Raw genomic sequence first — 20,769 nt, forward strand, 5'->3', positions numbered from 1 at the left:
TAGGGTTACTAACTCACGTTTCACTATAGAAATTAGGCATTAAATCTTTGATATAACTAAACTGCGAGTTCAACCCAGACATGACTTGCTTAAAAAACGGTAGGCGTTTTTTAGTAGGAATTGTTTTTTCTTTTGTGTAAAAGTATGGCCAGTTTAGCTATAGCATTGAAGAAAATGGAAGCGTTAACACGGAGAGTGAATTTACTGATCAATGACTTAAGTGATGCCTCATGTTGATAAACGATCCGTTTTCATTTTCATTTGTATGTGCACTTTTCAAGAAAAAATCGTCAGTTATTAAATGATTTAGACCGATTTTTATGGAGCGAAACAGGAGATTATAAATATAGCATAGCTATTAAAAAGGAGAAATCAATCATGAGCAACTATAACACAGTATTAGCAAGAAACGTCGAAAGCGCTCCCAAGAGTATCGGTCCATATTCACAAACGGTCGCGTTCTCTCACTACAACAACCTTTCAGCACAACTACCAATCGACCCACAAACGGGTGAATTAATTTCTGGTGGCATAAAAGAGCAAGCTATTCAGTGCTTTAATAACATCAAGGCTATTGTAGAGGGTATCGACCATGTTATGAGCGATGTCGTTAGAGTAACTATATTCTTAAAGAATATTAGCGATCAAGATGCCGTTAACGATGTGTTAAAAACATTTTTCAGCACCTATGTTCCAACCTTGACGGTCATTGCTGTTGAAGCATTACCAATGGATGCGTTAGTGCAAGTTGAAGCGCTTATATCCAATGGTGAAGGTACAATTCCAAATGCACCACAAGCAGGTGACCTTATAAAGTTAGCACATAATACATCAAACGCACCAACAAGTATTCTTTCTACACAAACGGTCGCATTCTCACACTACAATAACCTTACAGCACAATTGCCTATCGATCCAAAAACCGGTAGATTAGTCATTGGTGGTGTGAAGGAACAAGCAAGACAGTGCTTAAAGAATATTAAAACTATTTTAGAAAGCATTGACGTTCCTTTTGATGATATTGTTAAAATCACTGTTTTTCTAACCGACCTTTCAGATATTGACACTGTAAATGACGTTTATACAACATTCTTCCCAGACTCAGCTATCGCAAGAGCTGTAGCTTATATGCCGGCTAGAACAGCGGTCGAAGTTTCGGCATTGCCAATGGATGCATCGGTACAGATTGAAGCAGTTGTATCGCATGGTGATGGGACACCTCCGCAGCTTATAGAGGATCGACACGGAATCGTTATATATGCGAACAATACAGAAAATGCCCCTGTTAGTTCTCTATCTACACAAACCGTTGCATTTTCTCATTACAACCATCTTTCAGCTCAATTGCCTATAGACGTTAAAACGGGTGAAATAGTATCTGGTGGTGTGAAGGAGCAGGCTGAACAGTGTTTGAAAAACATTCAGACAATTATAGAAAGTATTGATCATGTAATGGATGATGTCGTAAAAGTGAATATATTCCTTAAAGATATCACCGATATTAAAGCGGTTGATGACGTTTACTCAACATTTTTCCCAAATGGCACGCCTGCCCGAAGAACCGTTGGCGTATCAGCAATACCTCAAGACGCTTTAATTCAGATTGACGTCGTTGTTGCAAATGCTGAAGGTACACCACCTAGAGTATAATAACTTACTACCGGTCGTTATTTTTAGATAAGCAAATGAATGCGAGATGTAAGGGCGTTTTAAATTAGCGTATGTTAAGTGGTTGTGTCATATATTATTAAGCAGTCACTTTATTTAAAACATTAGTGATAAGTGGGTAGTTAGACTTCAGCCTTTTAAAAATACGATTTATATACTTTGTTTGGATAAAATATGGTGTCGGTGAAGAGGTTTTTAGTGAAACAGTGTTTCTCTAATAAAAATCATTCACCTGCACCTTTTTAAGTTTTAACATATAAAAGTGGACTTGTGTAGAGCTTATTTCAACCCTAGAGCTAATCTCTATGGCTTTCACTTGGATATTTCAAGCTTAAAAATCTGACGCGCTGCAAGCTATTTAAATGACTCTACTAGTACTCTAATCCATTCTGGATTAATTTGTTTAATAAATCTCTTATACTATTAGTGATAGAAAGTACGTTGTAAGATTGTTCAGGCTACTTATTTAGGAATCACTGCAAATTTATAAATATAGGCTGTATACATAGATCGTTTTTAAGCACATATCATACACAGAAGATTGAGGCACTTAAGTAATACTCTGATTGATTGTATATGATATAATCAATCAGAAGCTGTTAAAGATGAATCAAAGTACTTGATCGAAGATGCTTACTTGCCAACTTAATATAAATATATAAATAGCATAAGGAAGATCTATAGATAGTATCTAATCATTTTAAGCTGGTTTTCGTACCTACGTTGATAGTGAAAATGATACACGTTGTATTTATGATATGATTCTTATGCAGGCGATAGTGTCTAAATGTATCTCACTTAACTCAGCTGCTGTTATTGAGAGGGCAAGAGTATAAGGCAGGTAAACAATTATTGTTTTAATTGATTAAATGATGGCGTCCTTGGCTGCAACGTAGAAGCGAAAAAAATGAGAGTAGGTGTTAAAATGGATGGGAAAAACCGACAAGAGATTAAATCAGGTATGTCAGTCTCAGTAGTTCAAAAACAAGATCAAAAAACGAATAAATTAACAGAAGGTATCGTTCAAGATATTCTAACAAAAAGCGCGTCACACCCACACGGTATCAAAGTGAGATTAACGTCAGGGATTGTTGGACGTGTTAAAAAAATTAACAATTAGATAATTACTTAATTTGTTAAAAATATAAAGTAACATCTTAAAGGGAAAGAAATTTTAGGATGTTACTTTTAATATTGTCTAAAAAAGCACTTTCAAAACTATCCTTCCTTGCAATAGTAGTGATTTAACTAGAAAACCATTGTTATACAAGATGTGAAAGTCATGGTGGTTCTAAAGGTGAAGGGATTTATGCTATACTTCACGTAGAGATAAAATTAAATGGGTTAGATAGAAAAGGCAGGGGGCGAAGTCGATGAGTTTTATTGAATTAACTGATGTAACTAAGTTTTACAGTGGCTCGAGTCAACCAGCTGTTAATCATTTGCATTTAAAGATTGAAAAAGGGGAGATTGTTACTTTATTAGGTCCAAGTGGCTGTGGTAAAACAACAACCTTACGAATGATTGCGGGATTTGAAAAAGCGACAAGTGGAACAATCACTATAGATGGAACGGTTGTCGATCAAGGCCATTATGCACTTGCACCAGAAAAACGAGGAATTGGTATGGTGTTTCAAGATTATGCTTTGTTTCCTCATCTAACGATTGAAAAAAACGTCATGTTTGGTTTAACACGTATGACCAAGAAGGCTAGAAAAAAGCGGGCAGAAGAAGTCCTTAACTTGGTAGAGCTTCTACCATATAAAGACCGATTTCCACATGAATTATCAGGTGGTCAACAACAGCGTATTGCCCTGGCAAGAGCTTTAGCACCAAACCCCTATGTGATTTTAATGGATGAACCTTTTAGCAATTTAGATGCTAGTTTAAGAGAGCAAATGCGGCAAGATGTGACAGATATTTTGCGAAAAGCCAATACGACTGCTATACTCGTTAGTCATGATCAAAAAGATGCCTTCGTGGTTTCCGATCGAGTTGTTGTAATGAATCAAGGAGTTATTCAACAAATCGCAACGCCAAAAGACATGTACCGATGTCCGCGCAACTGTTTCGTCGCTCAGTTTATCGGTAAGACTAATCTCCTTCAAGGAACCTTAGAAGCAGATCAAAAACATGTCCTTACCCCTATCGGTCGCATCTGCTTACCCGAGAAAACGGATCAAGCGATGACGGATGTGCATCTATCCGTGCGACCTGAAGCTTGCGTCATTAACAAACAGGGAGAAGGACGTTATCACGGGATGATTGACAGGGTGATGTACAGTGGCGAGTACCAAGAAGTGTTTCTTCATTTAGATGGAGACCACACTAGGGAACCTATAGTACTTTATGTTAGTATTGATGAAGATGTACAAGTAGGAAGTCGACTATCATTTGATATTCGTTCGGAAATGGTGACATTAGTTGAAGCCTAAGGTAATAATGACACCTTCATTTTTTCTCTCTCTAAAGGGAGAGACATGTTCTATTTCTTAGTGAAACAAAAAAGAATTGACAGACAATTCGCAAATAAGCTATACTACTTTCATATCTAGTGAGATTCATTCTCATTTAATATGAAGAGGGGGAGAAAATGGTGGAAAAAAAACGTATAAATAGTGTGCTCGTATTATTATTAATAGCATTTGTCATATTATCAGCTTGTCAGAATGTAAATGATGAATCAACAGATAACACGGCAGATGACGATGTGACTGAGAAACAATTGGTCGTCTACTCAGCACGAAATGAGAATTTTGTGCAACCGTTATTGGATAAGTTTGAAGCAGATACCGGTATCGAAGTGATTGCTTTACATGGAGCAGAACCTTTACAATTGGTTGAGGAACAAAACAATGTTCAAGCAGATGTTTATATTTCAAATGATTTGGGTGCGCTTGGTTATTTGGCGATGAATGACGTGTTAACTGGCACCGAATTAGAGGGAATTGAGTCTATACCTGCTGATTTTCGTGCGGAAGATAACAGCTATTTTGCTATTTCAGCCCGGGCCCGTGGCTTTATCTACAATAAAGACTTGATTGATGAGGCTGATATGCCTAAATCTGTTGAGGACTTGTTTGATTTAGATTTATCAACGATAGAAAATGGCTACGCGATTACTCGTGGGGGTAATGGTGGAATGATCGGTCATGTGTCGGCCCTTAGATATGAGTGGGGAGATGAGCGCACGGCCGAATGGATTGAAACGATTCGCAATCAAGCAGCAGGTATTTATAATGGCCATGGTGATATACGTCGTGCAGTTGGCGAAGGACAACACGCCTTTGGTCTTGTTAATAATTATTATTTCCATCAACAATTATTAGAACCAACCGATAACAATGTCGGCTTCATTTATTTAGACCAAGAGCCGGATCAAATGGGTGCTGTTGCCAATGCAGCAGGTGCTGGATTGGTTGCCGGTGGACCAAATCAAACGGCAGGTATTAAGTTCTTAGAATGGTTATTAGAACCAGAAAATCAAGTGGAATTTGTTGGTGAATCGCTAGAACTATTGATTAATGCCGAGTATGGTGCAGAGTATCCAGAAGAAGTAGCACCCTATATTGTTTCATTTGATGAGCTCCATATCCAAGAGATGCCTATTCGTGAATTGGGGCAATACTTTGAAGATACGCGTTTACTCATTGAATCATCAGGGTTAGATTTAGAGTTGCGATAAAGGTATTGACATAATGCCGTGAGGGGCTGTTATTAATGAAAAAACATACAGATCAATTTAATAAACAAAACCCACATCAGAAGGTTGAAGTGCCACGTGCTTCAACCCTTTTGGATTTTTTTAGGAAGATAAATTTTATAGTTTTTGAAGAAAAACCACCAGGTGGGATCTTATTCTCGATTGGTGCATTAACGTCGCTCCTTATGGTGATTCCGATTCTTTATGTCCTTATCCAAGCGGCTCGTGCAGATCAGAGCAAATGGGCGCGCTTATTGGATGGGCGAATTCCTGAATTGTTGTGGAATACCATGTCTTTAACCATCATGGTAACGTTAAGTGCCGTCTTACTAGGTGTATCATTAGCGTGGTTTGTTCATCGAACGGATTTACCAGGCAGACGGTTTCTAAAAGTATTATTAAGTTTACCATTGGTCGTTCCGCCTTATGTAGGAGCTGTCACCTATATCATATTTCTTGGCCCAAGCGGACGGCTAAAGAACATATGGGATGCGGTTGGCTTTTTACCGGCCTTTCCATTTAATCCATATTCTTTTTGGGGCGTTGTTTTTGTACTAACGATGTTCACTTATCCTTATGTGTATTTGATAACGGGTTCGACGTTAAATCGAATGAATCGAAATTATGAAGAAGTTGCAAGGTCTCAGGGACTATCAACATGGGGCGTGTTTTTTCGTGTCAACTTGCCTTTTTTACGACCAGCTATTGGGGCTAGTGCCATTCTTGTTGCTCTTTATGCCTTGTCTGATTTTGGAGCGGTTGCTATGTTACGCTACGTCACTTTTACAGCAGCGATTTATTTTCAACGGGCAGGATTTGATACCGAATCCGCATCAATTTTAAGTCTAGTTCTCGTTATATTAACACTCCTGATTTTATACCTTGAATCGATGAGCCGAAGACGGACTCGATTTAGTCAAACGCCTAGCGGTTTTAAACAACCGCAACGACTAGCTTTAGGGAAATGGAGGTTACTTGTCACAACATATGCCTATAGCATATTTATTCTATCGGTCGTAGTCCCAGTATCAGTATTAGTTTATTGGACGATCATTGGCTTGGGGCGTGGAGCAATAGATACACGGTTTATCGGGTTTGCTTGGAACAGCTTACAGCTTTCAACATGGGTCGCTCTGTTTTCTATGATGTTGGCTTTACCTTTGGTCTATTTAAAAGGACGCTACCCTTCACGTGTCACGCGTTTAATTAATCGACTTGCTTACGGGGGATATGCTTTACCAGGTGTCATTGTTGCTTTGGGCTTTGTCTTTGTCTTTAATAATCACATACCATTGTTATATAATACGGTATTTATGTTAAGCCTCGCATTTATCGTGCGCTTCTTGCCTCAGGCAATGCAGGCAGCAGATGCTTCTTTAGCGCTTGTCTCACCTAAGATTGATGAAGCGGCGCGCAGTTTAGGGCATCCGCCTTGGAAAGTCATGTATAAAGTGACCTTGCCGGCAATCTTACCCGGTCTTTTATCTGGTGGGGCGCTCGTGTTTGTGAGTGCAATCAAAGAGTTACCCGCAACACTTATGTTACGGCCACCGGGTTTTGACACGTTAGCTGTCAGGGTGTATTTTGAAGCTTCAGAAGCTATCTATCATCAAGCCGCACCAGCCGCTTTAATTATTATTGGGGTTTCTATTTTTCCGTTACGTTTTTTGATCAATAAGTATTAGCTAGATCACTTCATTCAGATAAGCTATGGTATGCGACCCATAGCTGCTGTCTAGTGAGCTATAAAAACAGCATAAAGAATAAATATACACACTTATGTGATTTTATTCAAAAAAAGCTTGTGTTAATGTCTATGTTGTGATATCCTGTTTCTCGTTTGATATTATAGGAGGGCACTGACATGAAACATATTAAATTTATCTTTTTATCACTGGCTGGATTCATCTTTTTTTTAATGCCTATTGAACTAAATAATGAAAGTAAAATAATGATTTCGCATATTGTTGATGTGGTAAATAATCATCTATTTGATCCGTTTATTTTGATGACAACAATTATGGCTTGGTTTGTGTTGATTATGACATTACTGTTTACGGTAATATCAACGAAAAACCAATGGTTAAACGACTTATTTAAAGCCTCACCGCTCAACGTATTTCTTAGAGTTTCAGGATCATTTTTGTATTTAATGTTAATGAACGAGTGGTTTAGTCATACATCTATCGGATCAGTCATACTCGACCCTTACACAGGTGGTGTCATGGCAGGTGAAGGTGGATTATTAACGACGTTATATATTACATTTCTCGTCGGTATTTTAGCTTTACCACTCCTTACTCACTTTGGCGTCGTTGAATTTTTAGGAACATTACTTGGCCCCGTCGTTGTAAAGGTATTTAAAGTACCTGGTTATTCAACAATTGATGCCATTGCTTCTTTTGTCGGTGATGGGACGATTGGGATTGTAGTAACGGATCAACAATACCAACGCGGTTATTACAATCGAAGAGAGGCTTATATTATTGCTACAAGCTTTTCTATTGTTGGGATTGCGTTTGCGGCGGCAGTGGCAGAAGAGCTGAGTTTCGGGCATATTTTCCCGGTTTTTTATGGTGCGATCGTTCTCATAACGATTATACTTGCCTTTATTACATCACGTTTACCACTTAAGAAGTTTACACCAACTTATTATGCGGGGACGACGCCAAAGACGGTTGATGTGCCAACTGACCAATCATTAATCTCATACAGTTATCAATTAGCGATTGAACAGGCATCACGCGTTAAAATTGTCGACGTTATTAAAGAAGCGGTGACAAATGTATTAAATATATACATTGGTTTTTTACCCATTATTATGACTGTTGGTACATTATCCCTTATTGTCGCAGAATATACAGCTTTCTTTTCAGTGATTAGTGCCCCGTTTATTTATTTATATGAGTGGTTCGGTTATGGGGCTGAAACAGCACAGCTTATGGCTCCTGCGACACTTGCTGGGTTTGCAGATATGTATTTACCTGCCTTATTTATTACGAATGCAACGTCTGAAGCCAGTCGCTTCTTTATTGGCGTATTAGCTTTTACCCAACTGGTCTTTTTATCAGAAACAGGAATGATTTTAGTTAAAACGAAAATTGGCCTTAACTTCTTTGATATTATTAAAGTATTTTTATTCCGAACCTTGTTGTCCATTCCATTACTATATCTCTTAACAGAAGTACTCGTTTACTTCAATGTTATATCATTTTAACTCATATGTTAACCGTGCCTATACAATGTTGTAAGGGTGCGGTTTTTTTAAATTATGGGCGTCTATATTAATTAAGTTCATAGTTAGACTCTATAGGTTTAAACTATAACTAGCTATAGACTGTTCCTGCGTACATTATTCTTAATATTCATGCTATAGTAGACATTCATTCAGTATTTTCAGAATATTATGGAGGTTATCTTATGCGCATGAAAACAAAAGTACTACACGAAGGTTATAAACCAGGCAATGGTGAGCCAAGGGTGCTACCTATTTACCAAAGTACAACATATACCTATGATTCAACAGAGGCTATTGGTGAGTTATTTGATTTAACCAAAGCAGGACATATGTATTCACGTATTTCTAATCCAACAGTACAAGCTGTTGAAGAAAAGATTGCTGCACTGGAGGGGGGCGTTGGTGCTCTTTGCACATCATCAGGTCAAGCAGCAACGATGATCAGTTTGATGACACTTTTAAAAGCAGGCGATCACTTTATCAGTGCGTCTACCATTTATGGTGGGACAGTTAATTTATTTGCGGTTACACTTAAGCGTTTTGGCATCGACTGTACATTTGTTGATCCAACAAAACCGCTTGAAACGTTAAGTCAATATATAAAACCAAATACAAAAGCTGTATTTGGTGAGACAATCGCTAACCCTGCGATGACGATTCTAGATATTGAAAAGTTCGCCACATTTGCCCACCAACACCACATTCCCTTAATCATTGATAATACATTTGCGACCCCAATCCTTTGTCGACCTATAGGATTTGGTGCGGATATTGTTATTCATTCAACAACCAAGTATATGGACGGTCATGCTGTCCAAGTAGGTGGTGTCATTGTAGATAGCGGAACATTTGATTGGACAAATGGTAATTTCCCTGAATTTACAGAGCCAGATAACTCCTATCACGGTGTCATATACACTAAAGACTTTAAAGAAGCCGCATATATTACAAAAGCTCGTGTTCAGCTGATGCGGGATATAGGTGCTTATCCTGCAGCTCACACTGCTTTTTTATTAAATTTAGGGCTTGAAACTTTAGCAGTAAGAATGGAAAAGCACTGTGAAAACGCGTTGAAGGTTGCTGAATTTTTATATGCTTCAACTGAGGTACAGACTGTGTTTTATCCTGGTCTTAAAACAGACCCGAATCATAAATGGATGAAAAAATACACCCCAGCTGGTGCAAGTGGTGTGATTTCTTTTGACATTAGTGGTGGTAAAGACCGAGCGATAAAATTCATGGACGGATTAGAACTTGCAAGCAACGTTGTCCATGTGGCAGATATTAGAACGTGTGTGCTTCACCCAGCATCAGAAACACACCGCCAATTAAATGATGAACAATTAAAAGAGGCGGGGATTACACCTGGATTAATCCGCTTATCTGTTGGGTTAGAGGATGTTGAGGATATAATAGACGACTTAAAGCAAGCGTTTGAAAAATCAAAATAAGCCTCGGACTAACTGATGTTATTCTAAAACAACCTATCCACGTCTTGTAAGGAATATTTTCGAAACAACAATGTTTCGATTAATTGAAGAGAAATAAACACCGAGCGTCTGCTAAATACTAAATCGCAGACGCTCGGTGTTTGTTAACAATAAGAGATAAAAACCACTACATATTATACGGCATGTTCGTTGTTTTCTTCAGCTTTAATTTAGCTTTAACACCTTCAATAATCGGGTCAATATGCTCATTAGGTAAGTGAACATCAGCCGTTTCCTCTAAAGCCGTAACAGGATCATCAAAGAAGCGTTCCTTAAACGCTTCATCCGTAAGGATTTTAGTGACAGTTCGATTGATAATACCATTGATATCCATATCAATCACCTCTTCTTTTTAGTCTACCTAACTACTTATCTTATACCACTGTAGTGACCATTTAAAACGTAATAAGACCCATAGCCATTTCAACCAAAAAGGCTACAATAACGACAAGGGCAGATATTATAAAACCTAGAATAAACGGTTTTGTTCCAGATTGTTTGACATCTCTCAAAGAAGTTCTTAAGCCAATAGCACTCAGTGCCATGACCATTAAAAATTGACTAAATGACTGAAGTACAGATTGTATTTGAATCGGAATAAAGCCAATGGTGTTAAGCAAGGCCATAAGAATAAAGCCTAATATAAACCAGGGGAAAATCGCTGTCAAATTGAATTTCATACGCTGTGACGTTGGTTCTATTCGATGTTGCACCCAAGAAAAGACGAGTATTGTTGGAATAATAGCCAAGGTTCGAGTTAATTTCACTGTTGTAGCAAAATTGCCTGCTTGTTCTGAAAACGCATAGCCAGCCGCAACTACACTTGACGTATCGTTTACCGCTGTACCCGTCCAAAGACCATAAGCAATGTCTGATAAACCTAACCATTGTCCCATGATGGGAAACAAAAGGATCATCAACATATCAAAAATAAATGTTGTAGAGAGCGCATAACTAACATCAGCATCTTTTGCTTTAATAACAGGTGATAGCGCCGCAATCGCCGAGCCACCGCAAATGCCGGTACCTGCAGAGATTAATGAGCTTAATCGCCAATCAATACCAAACATTTTTCCAATGATATAACCGCCAAGGAAACATGTTAGCAATGTAAAAATCATGACATTCAGTGACAATTTACCGACGTTAAAGATTACTGAGATACTTAGCGTACTACCCATTAAGATGATTGCAAATTTCAATAGTTTTTTTGATGTAAAGGCAAGTCCGGGGATATACCGATCGTTTCTCATCATATAAGGGTGGAGTAATATACCTATAAATAAAGCCAAAATCGCTCGACCAATCAAATGCATGGGAAGTAGTGTTTCCACGAGTGACGCTAACACGGCGATCGTAAAAGCAAGTAAAAGACCAGGAAGTATTTTTTTCATAATAATTCATTAACCTTCTTTCTTAAACGTTGTCATTAGTATCATAACCGAAATAGAAGATAAAATAAAATGATGATTTGTTATTTATAATAAACTTATGTTATACTACATCCGACAAATATGTCACTTTTTTTAAAAATGAAGATATTTGAAAAAAGGAGCGATTTTAATGCTGGATCAAAAACTCTTAACATTTATAAAGGTTGTCGAGTGTAAGAACTACACCAAAGCAGCCGAAGCATTGAACTTAACGCAACCAGCCGTAAGTCAGCACATGAAAAAGTTAGAAGCATACTACGGAACCCGTCTTATAGAAATGAAGGGTAAAGCGATCAATTTAACAGACCAAGGAAAGATGGTTTATAATTACGTTCAAGTTCAAAGGTCTAATGAACATCATTTAAAAAATAAGCTAAATCAGATTGCTGCACCGATGCGTATTGGTGCTACGTTATCTATCGCAGATTATTATTTACCTAAATATTTAAATGATTATCTTCAAAAAGGGCATGACAATATCGCTGTCTCAGTAAATAACACAAAACGCATTATTCAACTGTTATTAGATGATGAGCTCGATTGTGCATTTATTGAGGGCATCTTTGATAAGGATATGTTCAGCCATCATGCATTTACACAAACGGATTTTAAAGCCGTTGTCTCACCTGGACACCCACTCTTGCAAAAAGAAGCGAGCGTAACTGATCTCTATCAGTATCCTTTACTCATAAGAGAAAAAGGATCTGGCACGCGCAAAATATTTGAACAATATTTAACTCAACAAAATGATTCACTTTTATCATTTAAAGAAATCCATGAAATTGGTAGCTTTATGTTGCTTAAGTCTATTTTAAGAAATTCGCAAGCTGTATCGTTTATGTATGAAAAAGTTGTTGAAGATGAAGTGATAAGTAGCAACTTAGCTTATTTATCATTAAAAGACGTGCGTCTCACACGACCGTTATTTTTCATCTATCCGAAACATTCACTAAAATCAACGTGGATTCAAGACTTTTATGCGCAGTTTATTCCAGAATCAGCAAAATAGTTTTTCTGCTTAATATAACTGATGCACTTATCTAAGTTGAAAAAGTAATAAAGATAGGGGAGATAGCATGACTGAAAAAGAAAAAATGTTAGCCGGAGAAATGTATGACCCGAGCGATTCACAATTAAAAGAAGATCGTTTAAACGCCAGAAAAAGCGTTCGTCTATATAACCAAACGACCGAACAAGAGGCGACTCAGCGAGAAAAAATATTAAAAAAAATGTTAGGTTCAACTGGGGAAAATCTACACATGGAACCACCTATCCAATTTGATTATGGTTATAATACTCATGTTGGCGAGAATTTTTACGCTAACTTTAACAGTGTTATACTCGATGTGTGTGATGTAACGATTGGGGACAATTGTATGTTAGCACCAAATGTACAGATTTACACTGCCACACATCCAATCGAGTATGCTGCAAGAAATTCTGGTAAAGAATACGCAAAGCCTATCACCATTGGTCATAATGTATGGATTGGTGGAGGTGCTATCATTAATCCTGGTGTCACACTTGGTAACGGTGTTGTCGTTGCATCAGGTGCGGTTGTGACGAAGAGTTTCCCTGATAACGTTGTGATTGGTGGGAATCCAGCGCGTATTATTAAAGATATTATTCAGACATGATACGTTATGTATCAACGCTTATACGTTGACATGCCACATCATCATTAGTGACTAAGGCCTATATCATGAGGGCCTTTTTCTTATGATTCATTTGATGTTTATATTTAAGATAAACAAAAAGATATTTGAAATCCTATTGGCACAGAGCCTGTGATTGTATATAATTGTACAGGTTAATAGCGCTGAGATGCTTATATTATTTTTGTCACATTGAAAAAATCATTCATTATTCTTACGGATTATTATTCAGATGATGGCCGGAATTTTGATGACATGTTGGAGGCCTTTTCGACGAAGAAGCATCTTACCATGTAATTAGATGACGTCGACCAACTAAAAGTACACGTAGGTTCTGATTATGCTCTATTGGCGTTACTTTTAAAAGACTTTCAAACTACTAAAAAAAAACATTACTTTCGGTTGTATAAGTTGATTACGACGATGTATATTTTAAATAAAAAAAGATAAATTATGTATATAAGGGGAGTCACATTATGAGTATGGAATCCATTCCGTTAAAAAAGAATTTAGGGACACTTGATCTCGTTTTATTAGGTTTAGGAGCTGTGATTGGTACGGGGATTTTCGTCGTCACAGGAACAGCGGCTGCAAATTATGCTGGGCCTGGTTTAATTTTTTCGTTTATTTTAGCTGGCTTTGTTATTTTTTTGATGGGGCTTTGTTATGCTGAGCTTGCAAGTCGTTATCCCGTAGTCGGTGGACCTTATGCCTATATGTTACAAATTGCTGGCAGACGACTGGCATGGGTTGCTGGTTGGTTTACTATCTGGGAATACTTGCTTGCAAGTGCCTCTGTTGCATCTGGTTGGTCTGGCTATGTTAATGGTTTTTTGAATGGCATGGGAGTTGGATTACCTTTAGTTTTTCAAGCTTCGTTTAATCCAGAACAAGGTACATTTGTGGACCTGATTGCGGTGTCAATGACCTTACTGGTCACGTGGTTAGTGTCATTTGAAGCTAAGAAGGCATTAAGACTTAATAACTTTATGTTTTTTATTAAGTTTGGTATTATCACTTTATTTATTGTGGTCGGAATTTTCTTTGTAGAACCGAGCAACTGGCAACCGATGTTTCCATATGGTTTTAATGGTGTTGCAAGTGGAGCGGCTCTATTATTCTTTGCATTTTTAGGTTTTGACGCCATTAGTATGGCCGCGGAAGAAGTTAAAAACCCGCAAAAAAGTTTGCCGCTTGGAATCTTCTTTGCGATAGGCATTTCAGCGCTACTTTATATTTTAGTGACACTTGTTTTAACTGGAATAGTCCCCTTTGGTGAACTTGACGTAAAAGACCCGGTCGCTTTCGCTTTGCGTTACGTTGATCAGCACGTACTCGCAAGCATTATATCTGTGGGGGCCATTATGACACTTTTAACAGTTCTCATTGCGATGCTTTATGGATTAGCAAGACTCCTCTATGCGATGAGTAAAGGTGGATTACTTCCAAGCTATATGAATCATGTAAATAAAACGACAGGTGTCCCAACGAAAGCAACATGGACAGCAGGCATTATTACGAGTATTTTTACTGGTTTAGTTCCTTTGCAGCAATTAGCAGAGGTAACAAATATCGTCACATTAATCGTGATGATGATGTTAGCTATCGGAATTATTGTTATCAGAAAGCGAGAAGGTAACCCGAAAGATGGTAAGTTTTATGTGCCATTCGTTCCAACCCTACCCATTGTAGCAGTCGTCTTTAGTCTCTATTTAATTTTTCAATTATCACTGTTAACATGGATTTTATTCTTTGTTATTAGTGTGATTGGGTTCATTATTTACTACTATAACGAAAACAAAGCACGGTTAGATTCATAATCATTTATTAAATCCCTTCTCAGTAATATAGAGTGTACACCAAAAAAAAACGGCACTATTTGCTTGGACTTCTTCATTGAAGAAAAGCAGATGGTGCCGTTTTTGTGTTTAACTATCGATAATAATGTAGCGCTTATTTTTTTAATGGTTCCGGATAATCCACACCTTGGGTATCGACAGTCACTCGTGTCATTACTTGTTTGATCACTGGGACATCGTCTTTTTTTGTCTCTACAGCAGCAATCTGATCGATGACCTCAATTCCGTCGATGACGCGTCCAAATGCGGCATAATCACCATCAAGATGGTCACTATCAGCATGCATAATAAAGAATTGTGAACCGGCAGAGTCGGGTGACTGTGAACGTGCCATGGAGATAACACCACGTTCATGATTCAATGTATTATCGTACCCATTGGACTTAAACTCACCAGGAATTGAATAATCAGGTCCACCTAATCCATTACCTAAAGGGTCGCCCCCTTGAATCATAAAGTTCTCAATCACACGGTGGAAGCCGAGTGAATCATAAAAACCACTTTCTACTAGCGAGATAAAATTCGCTACTGTAATTGGGGCTATATCTGGATACAGTTCTAATACAATTTCCTCTCCAGAATCAAGTTCAATTGTTACTAATGGGGCTTTATCTACTTCTGGAAAATCATCATAAAACCGTGTTTGTTCTTCTTCAAAGGTCATCTCATCCTTTACACTGTCATTCGATGACGCATTGTTGCTACAAGCGGTAAGCATTAAAAGTGTGATGGTGATTAAACTAATAATTACTACGATGTATTTTTTCATTCTTAATTCCTCCTACAAATGTTGTCCTCACACAGTATATCATTAATAAGCTAAAGAAGGAAAGAGGTAGTCATTATGCGTATTTTTATTGATCCTGGTCATGGTGGTCATGACCCTGGAGCTGTATATAAAAACTTAAAAGAAAAAGATTTAACGCTTGCGATTGCTAAAAGAATATCGGCACAACTATATCACCATCCGAAAATTGTCTTATCACTTTCTCGTTCAGTAGATGAGACCGTATCACTGCATCAGCGAGTTGAGAAAGCCCATGCATTTAAAGCCGATTTATTCATTTCTATTCATATAAATGCAGGGGGTGGTACAGGATTTGAAAGCTATCGTTATCTTCATACGAGAGAAAAAACAAAAGGCTATCACGAACGCGTGCATCAAAGTATTATTGCTGAATTAAAAGTCAGAGATCGAGGGATAAAGAAAGGAGACTTTTATGTTTTAAGAAATACGCGTATGCCAGCCGTTTTGACGGAATCCTATTTCATTGACCATCCAAATGATTATGCCATGTTGCAAAAGCAACAGACAATAAACAGCATCGCTACGGCACATGTAAAGGGGATAACGTCACTCCTAGATAAAAAAACGACACCGTCGAGTGTTATATGTGGTTCATTTAAAAATAGGGATAAAGCAGAAAAACGACAAGCACTGTTAAAATCCCATGGTTTTGAAACCACGCTTACTCTGATGACCATGGGCATGAATCGTTATTATAGAGTAAACGTCCACTCAGCACTTACCTGTGCCCAGGTGCAAGCGAGACTTCGACTTCTTGGATTAGCAAGTTTTAGTGTAAAAAATAACTAAGAAAAAAACGTGGCGGTTGTTTTTTATTCAACCCCACGTTTTTGTATTATGATACTTTTTGCCCTTTTATAAACAATACGTGTTAAAAACAGACGTTAATTCATATGTCGATAGAGTCCAACAAGCTTACCTAAAACAGTGATGTTACTGTAGATAAGAGGTTCCATGTTGGAGTTTTCTGGTTGGAGACGTATGTGATCTTTTTCTTTGAAGAAACGTTTCACCGTGGCTTCACCATCATCTGTTAATGCAACAATGATATCGCCGTTATTGGCTGTATTTTGTTGTCTAACAATCACAACGTCACGATTATGGATACCCGCCTCAATCATACTGTCACCCTCTATTGTTAAGGCAAAAGTATCCGCTTGTTGGCTCATTAAGTATGAAGGAACTGGAATGTATTCATCAATGTTCTCCAACGCGGTTATAGGAAGACCAGCCGTTACCTTACCAATATGAGGTGCATAAGCGACTTCGCTTTTCATTTTCGGATTTAAATCCGTACCATCTATAATCTCAATTGTACGTGGTTTAGTTGGATCACGTCTGATATAACCTTTTTTCTCCATGCGCGCAAGGTGTCCATGCGTCGTTGATGTAGAAGATAGCCCAACTGCTTCTCCAATTTCTCGGACAGAAGGGGGATAATTTTTTGTCGCTTGATAATGTTTAATATAATTCAAAATAGCTTCTTGCCTTTTTGATAGGGTTTCCACATTAAATCCCTCCAATCAATTTTAAATAAAGTATACCATAATAACAAAGTTGAAATCAAACGTTTGTTCGAAAAAGGATTGACATGAATGAACAAGTTTTCTAAACTAAAACAGAAAATACGTTTCCCAAAAAGAAGGTGTAAAAATGAAGGTGATTATCTATTGTCGGGTAAGTACCACAAAAAACGAACAAGCTTCTTCACTTATTAGACAACGCCAAGAATTGCTTAAGTTAGCTGAACAAAAGAAAATGCACGTGTGTGATATTATAGAAGAGAAAGTCAGTGGTTACACGATTGAACGAGAAGGTTTACTGTCACTGTTTGACCGTTGTCAAAACGGTGATATTGACGCTATTTTAGTACAAGACGACACCCGTTTAGGGCGAGGTCAAACAAAAATTGCGATCTTTCATCAACTAAATAAAATGCACGTGAAAATCTATACGTTGTCTCAATCTGGAGAGTTTCAGTTGTCTGAATCAGATCAAATGGTGCTTGAAATTGTTGGGATAGTTGAAGAGTATCAAAGAAAAATTCATAACCTTAAGATTAAACGTGGGATGAAAAAAGCCATTGAAAATGGTTATAAACCAGAAAAGAATTTATCAAATATTGATCGGAGTAAAGGGCGAGATAAACTTTCTTTTCCGGTAGAAGAAGTGATTAGACTGAGAAATCGTGGACTAACATTTAAAGATATCTCTCTTACTTTAAAGGGATTAGGTTACGATGTATCAAAAGCGACCGTTCACAGACGATACCAAGAACACCTTACACTTGCAGAAAGCAGTGAAGATTCGTTATGATAGGTAAGAAACAAATCAATCAAAGTAGGGAGATTCAACCATGCTGTCACAAGACAAGTTAAATCGTATCAATGTTCTAGCCAACAAAGCGAAAGCTGAAGGTTTATCCAGTGAAGAAAAGGAAGAACAGCAAGCGCTGCGAGAAGCCTATTTAAAAAACGTAAGAAAATCCTTTAAAAACCAATTTAAAGGGATGAAAATTGTTGATCCTAACGGGGAAGATGTGACACCCCAAAAAATTAAGGATTTACGGTCAAAAAATTAAGATTATTCATTAAAATGTACAATTATGTCTTGTGTAAATAGCGTTTTCATTATAGGATATTAATTGTACGTACATATCAACTTATGTATGAATCCAGAAAGGGGTTAATCACGTATGACAAATCAAATACAACAAACATCAATTAATGCGATTCGGACGCTTTCTATTGATGCAATCCAAAAGGCCAACTCAGGGCACCCAGGGTTACCAATGGGAGCGGCACCAATGGCGTATACTTTATGGACAGAGTTTATGAATCAAAACCCTAAACATTCAAAATGGTTCGATCGTGACCGTTTTGTACTATCAGCAGGGCATGGTTCAATGTTACTTTACTCACTGCTACATTTATCAGGTTTCAACCTAAGCATTGACGACCTTAAAAACTTCCGTCAACTAGGTTCACATACACCTGGACACCCTGAAGTAACAGATACTGATGGCGTTGAAGCAACAACAGGTCCACTTGGACAAGGGATTGCGATGACAGTTGGTATGGCGATGGCAGAAGCGCATTTAGCTGCTAAATACAATAAAGAGAATTTTAATATCGTTGATCACTATAGCTATGCACTTGTAGGTGATGGTGATTTAATGGAAGGTATTTCTCATGAAGCTGCGTCACTTGCTGGACACTTAGGTTTAGGTAAATTAATCGTTCTTTACGATTCAAATGATATTTCACTCGATGGTGATCTAGATAAATCATTCTCAGAATCAGTTGAAAAACGCTTTGAATCTTACAATTGGCAAGTTATCCGTGTCGATGATGGCACGGATGTTGAAGCAATTAAAGCAGCCATCAAAGAAGCGCAGGCAAACACAACGCAACCAACAATGATTGAAATCAAAACAGTGATTGGTTTCGGTTCGCCTAACAAACAAGGTAAGAGTGATGCGCACGGTGCGCCACTTGGAGATGATGAAATCAAGCTTGTTCGTGAAAACTACGGATGGACACATGCTCCATTTGAAGTACCTGAAGAAGTTTATGCTGACTTTAAAGAAAAAGTAGCTACACGTGGTGCTGAAGCAGAAGAAAAATGGAATAAATTATTTGCTGATTATAAAGCGGCTTATCCTCAACTTGCAGAGGAGTTTAAGCTGGCAATGAATAACGAATTACCTGAAGGTTGGGCTGATACATTACCAACATTCACGCCTGGTGAAGATACACTAGCTACACGTGCTTCTAGTGGCAAATTAGTCAATGCGATTTCTAAAGCAGTTCCATCACTTTTCGGTGGTAGTGCTGACCTTGCAGGATCTAATAAAACACGTATGGATGATGAAGAAGACTTTGATAAAACGAACTATAAGGGCCGTAACATTTGGTTTGGTGTTCGTGAGTTCGCCATGGCTGCTGCTCTTAACGGTATGGCGCTTCACGGTGGTTTAAAAGTGTACGGCGGGACATTTTTTGTCTTTAGTGACTACTTACGCCCAGCTGTTCGTCTTTCTGCCATTCAAAAATTACCGGTTACCTACGTGTTAACACACGACTCAATCGCCGTAGGTGAAGACGGTCCGACTCACGAACCAGTCGAACAATTAGCTGCATTTAGAGCAATGCCTGGTATTTCTGTGTTACGTCCAGCTGATGGAAATGAAGTTAACGCCGCATGGCGCTTAGCGATGGAGTCAACTGATACGCCATCACTTCTTGTATTAACGCGTCAAGACTTACCAACATTACCTGGCACAAATTATGAAGGCGTCAAAAAAGGCGGTTATATCGTCAGTCCAGCTGAAAAAGCAGTGGCAGATGGTATCTTGATCGCTGCTGGGTCTGAAGTTCAACTTGCTGTTCGCGCTCAAGCAGAACTTAAAGCTAAAGGTCATGACGTAAGCGTTGTAAGTATGCCTGCTTGGGATCGTTTTGAACAACAAGATCAAGCATATAAGGATGCTGTATTACCTAAAGATGTGAAAAAACGTCTTGCGATTGAAATGGGCTCTTCACTTGGATGGGACCGTTATGCAGGAGACGAAGGTGATATCTTAGGAATCGATACATTTGGTGCTTCGGGTGAAGGTAATCAGATTATGGAACACTTCGGTTTCACTGTAGAAAACGTTGTCGCACGTTTTGAAGCTGTAGCAAATAAATAATCGTTTTTGTTAAAAAGACAGAAGCTCTGATTAGACGATGAGCAGAGCCCCGGTACTTTTACCGCGGCTCTGCTTTTTTGTTGTAGGATAGGAAAGTATAAATTTTTTGTTGACATATCCATGGTTACAGGGTTGAAATTCATTACAGACAAGAGTCAAGTTAATGTTATGGCACATGAAGAAAATATACCTGTTCAAATGCATATTTTAAAAACCATATTC

Annotated in this window: 18 protein-coding genes; 14 read left to right on the forward strand and 4 right to left on the reverse strand. The window is 38.0% G+C overall.

Features of this window, described 5'->3' with window-relative positions; translation table 11 throughout:
• Window positions 1-378 precede the first annotated feature (378 nt).
• The 7 genes from BM163_RS02725 (at window position 379) to BM163_RS02755 (ending at window position 10,060) form a co-directional block, all read left to right on the forward strand.
• Complete coding sequence (locus tag BM163_RS02725) at window positions 379-1,650, forward strand: RidA family protein (RefSeq protein ID WP_089799978.1); 1,272 nt, start codon at window positions 379-381, stop codon at window positions 1,648-1,650.
• 943 nt (window positions 1,651-2,593) lie between these two features.
• Window positions 2,594-2,788, forward strand: coding sequence for a YwbE family protein (locus BM163_RS02730; RefSeq protein WP_089800191.1), 195 nt, complete (start codon window positions 2,594-2,596; stop codon window positions 2,786-2,788).
• Between the two features lie 253 nt (window positions 2,789-3,041).
• Window positions 3,042-4,103 (forward strand): ABC transporter ATP-binding protein, encoded by a 1,062-nt coding sequence (locus BM163_RS02735; protein ID WP_089799980.1) that lies wholly within the window; start codon window positions 3,042-3,044, stop codon window positions 4,101-4,103.
• 161 nt (window positions 4,104-4,264) lie between these two features.
• Window positions 4,265-5,353 carry an extracellular solute-binding protein gene (locus tag BM163_RS02740; protein ID WP_371859481.1) on the forward strand — a complete coding sequence of 363 codons (1,089 nt, stop codon included), beginning with the start codon at window positions 4,265-4,267 and terminating at the stop codon, window positions 5,351-5,353.
• A 35-nt stretch (window positions 5,354-5,388) separates the two neighbouring features.
• On the forward strand, window positions 5,389-7,056 hold the full coding sequence (locus tag BM163_RS02745; RefSeq protein WP_089799984.1) for an ABC transporter permease: 1,668 nt from the start codon (window positions 5,389-5,391) through the stop codon (window positions 7,054-7,056).
• Between the two features lie 179 nt (window positions 7,057-7,235).
• Entirely contained in the window at window positions 7,236-8,588 is a 1,353-nt protein-coding gene (locus BM163_RS02750; protein WP_089799986.1) for a YjiH family protein, read from the forward strand.
• 203 nt (window positions 8,589-8,791) lie between these two features.
• Window positions 8,792-10,060, forward strand: coding sequence for an O-acetylhomoserine aminocarboxypropyltransferase/cysteine synthase family protein (locus BM163_RS02755; protein ID WP_089799988.1), 1,269 nt, complete (start codon window positions 8,792-8,794; stop codon window positions 10,058-10,060).
• A 166-nt stretch (window positions 10,061-10,226) separates the two neighbouring features.
• Here the strand turns inward: BM163_RS02755 and BM163_RS02760 are convergent, their stop codons facing one another.
• Both BM163_RS02760 and BM163_RS02765 read right to left on the reverse strand, forming a co-directional pair.
• Complete coding sequence (locus tag BM163_RS02760; protein ID WP_089799990.1) at window positions 10,227-10,433, reverse strand: hypothetical protein; 207 nt, start codon at window positions 10,431-10,433, stop codon at window positions 10,227-10,229.
• Window positions 10,434-10,494: 61 nt separating this feature from the next.
• A complete protein-coding gene (locus BM163_RS02765; RefSeq protein WP_089799992.1) occupies window positions 10,495-11,493 on the reverse strand; it encodes a YeiH family protein in 999 nt (332 codons plus the stop codon).
• 169 nt (window positions 11,494-11,662) lie between these two features.
• On the opposite strand from BM163_RS02765, the gene BM163_RS02770 reads away from it, so the two are divergent.
• From BM163_RS02770 to BM163_RS02780, 3 genes are all read left to right on the forward strand, one after another.
• Window positions 11,663-12,541 carry a LysR family transcriptional regulator gene (locus BM163_RS02770; protein ID WP_089799994.1) on the forward strand — a complete coding sequence of 293 codons (879 nt, stop codon included), beginning with the start codon at window positions 11,663-11,665 and terminating at the stop codon, window positions 12,539-12,541.
• A 67-nt stretch (window positions 12,542-12,608) separates the two neighbouring features.
• Complete coding sequence (locus tag BM163_RS02775; protein WP_089799996.1) at window positions 12,609-13,169, forward strand: sugar O-acetyltransferase; 561 nt, start codon at window positions 12,609-12,611, stop codon at window positions 13,167-13,169.
• A 494-nt stretch (window positions 13,170-13,663) separates the two neighbouring features.
• On the forward strand, window positions 13,664-15,007 hold the full coding sequence (locus BM163_RS02780; RefSeq protein WP_089799998.1) for an APC family permease: 1,344 nt from the start codon (window positions 13,664-13,666) through the stop codon (window positions 15,005-15,007).
• A gap of 133 nt (window positions 15,008-15,140) precedes the next feature.
• Here the strand turns inward: BM163_RS02780 and BM163_RS02785 are convergent, their stop codons facing one another.
• Window positions 15,141-15,815 (reverse strand): peptidylprolyl isomerase, encoded by a 675-nt coding sequence (locus BM163_RS02785; protein WP_089800000.1) that lies wholly within the window; start codon window positions 15,813-15,815, stop codon window positions 15,141-15,143.
• Between the two features lie 75 nt (window positions 15,816-15,890).
• Between BM163_RS02785 and BM163_RS02790 the strand changes: the two genes are divergently transcribed.
• A complete protein-coding gene (locus BM163_RS02790) occupies window positions 15,891-16,643 on the forward strand; it encodes an N-acetylmuramoyl-L-alanine amidase (RefSeq protein WP_089800002.1) in 753 nt (250 codons plus the stop codon).
• Between the two features lie 95 nt (window positions 16,644-16,738).
• On the opposite strand, the gene lexA is transcribed toward BM163_RS02790, so the two are convergent.
• The gene (gene lexA / locus BM163_RS02795; RefSeq protein ID WP_089800004.1) at window positions 16,739-17,362 is read right to left on the reverse strand and encodes a transcriptional repressor LexA; all 624 of its coding nucleotides are present in this window, start codon (window positions 17,360-17,362) and stop codon (window positions 16,739-16,741) included.
• A gap of 145 nt (window positions 17,363-17,507) precedes the next feature.
• Here lexA and BM163_RS02800 point away from each other — a divergent pair, with 145 nt between their 5' ends.
• The 3 genes from BM163_RS02800 to tkt all read left to right on the forward strand — a co-directional run bounded on the left by BM163_RS02800 (window position 17,508) and on the right by tkt (window position 20,547).
• Window positions 17,508-18,170, forward strand: coding sequence for a YneB family resolvase-like protein (locus BM163_RS02800; protein WP_089800006.1), 663 nt, complete (start codon window positions 17,508-17,510; stop codon window positions 18,168-18,170).
• 40 nt (window positions 18,171-18,210) lie between these two features.
• On the forward strand, window positions 18,211-18,435 hold the full coding sequence (locus tag BM163_RS02805) for a DUF896 domain-containing protein (RefSeq protein WP_089800008.1): 225 nt from the start codon (window positions 18,211-18,213) through the stop codon (window positions 18,433-18,435).
• Between the two features lie 114 nt (window positions 18,436-18,549).
• Window positions 18,550-20,547 carry a transketolase gene (gene tkt / locus BM163_RS02810; protein WP_089800010.1) on the forward strand — a complete coding sequence of 666 codons (1,998 nt, stop codon included), beginning with the start codon at window positions 18,550-18,552 and terminating at the stop codon, window positions 20,545-20,547.
• The last annotated feature ends 222 nt before the right edge of the window (window positions 20,548-20,769 follow it).

This window comes from Halolactibacillus alkaliphilus (genome assembly GCF_900115465.1).
GTDB classification, from domain to species: domain Bacteria; phylum Bacillota; class Bacilli; order Bacillales; family Amphibacillaceae; genus Halolactibacillus; species Halolactibacillus alkaliphilus.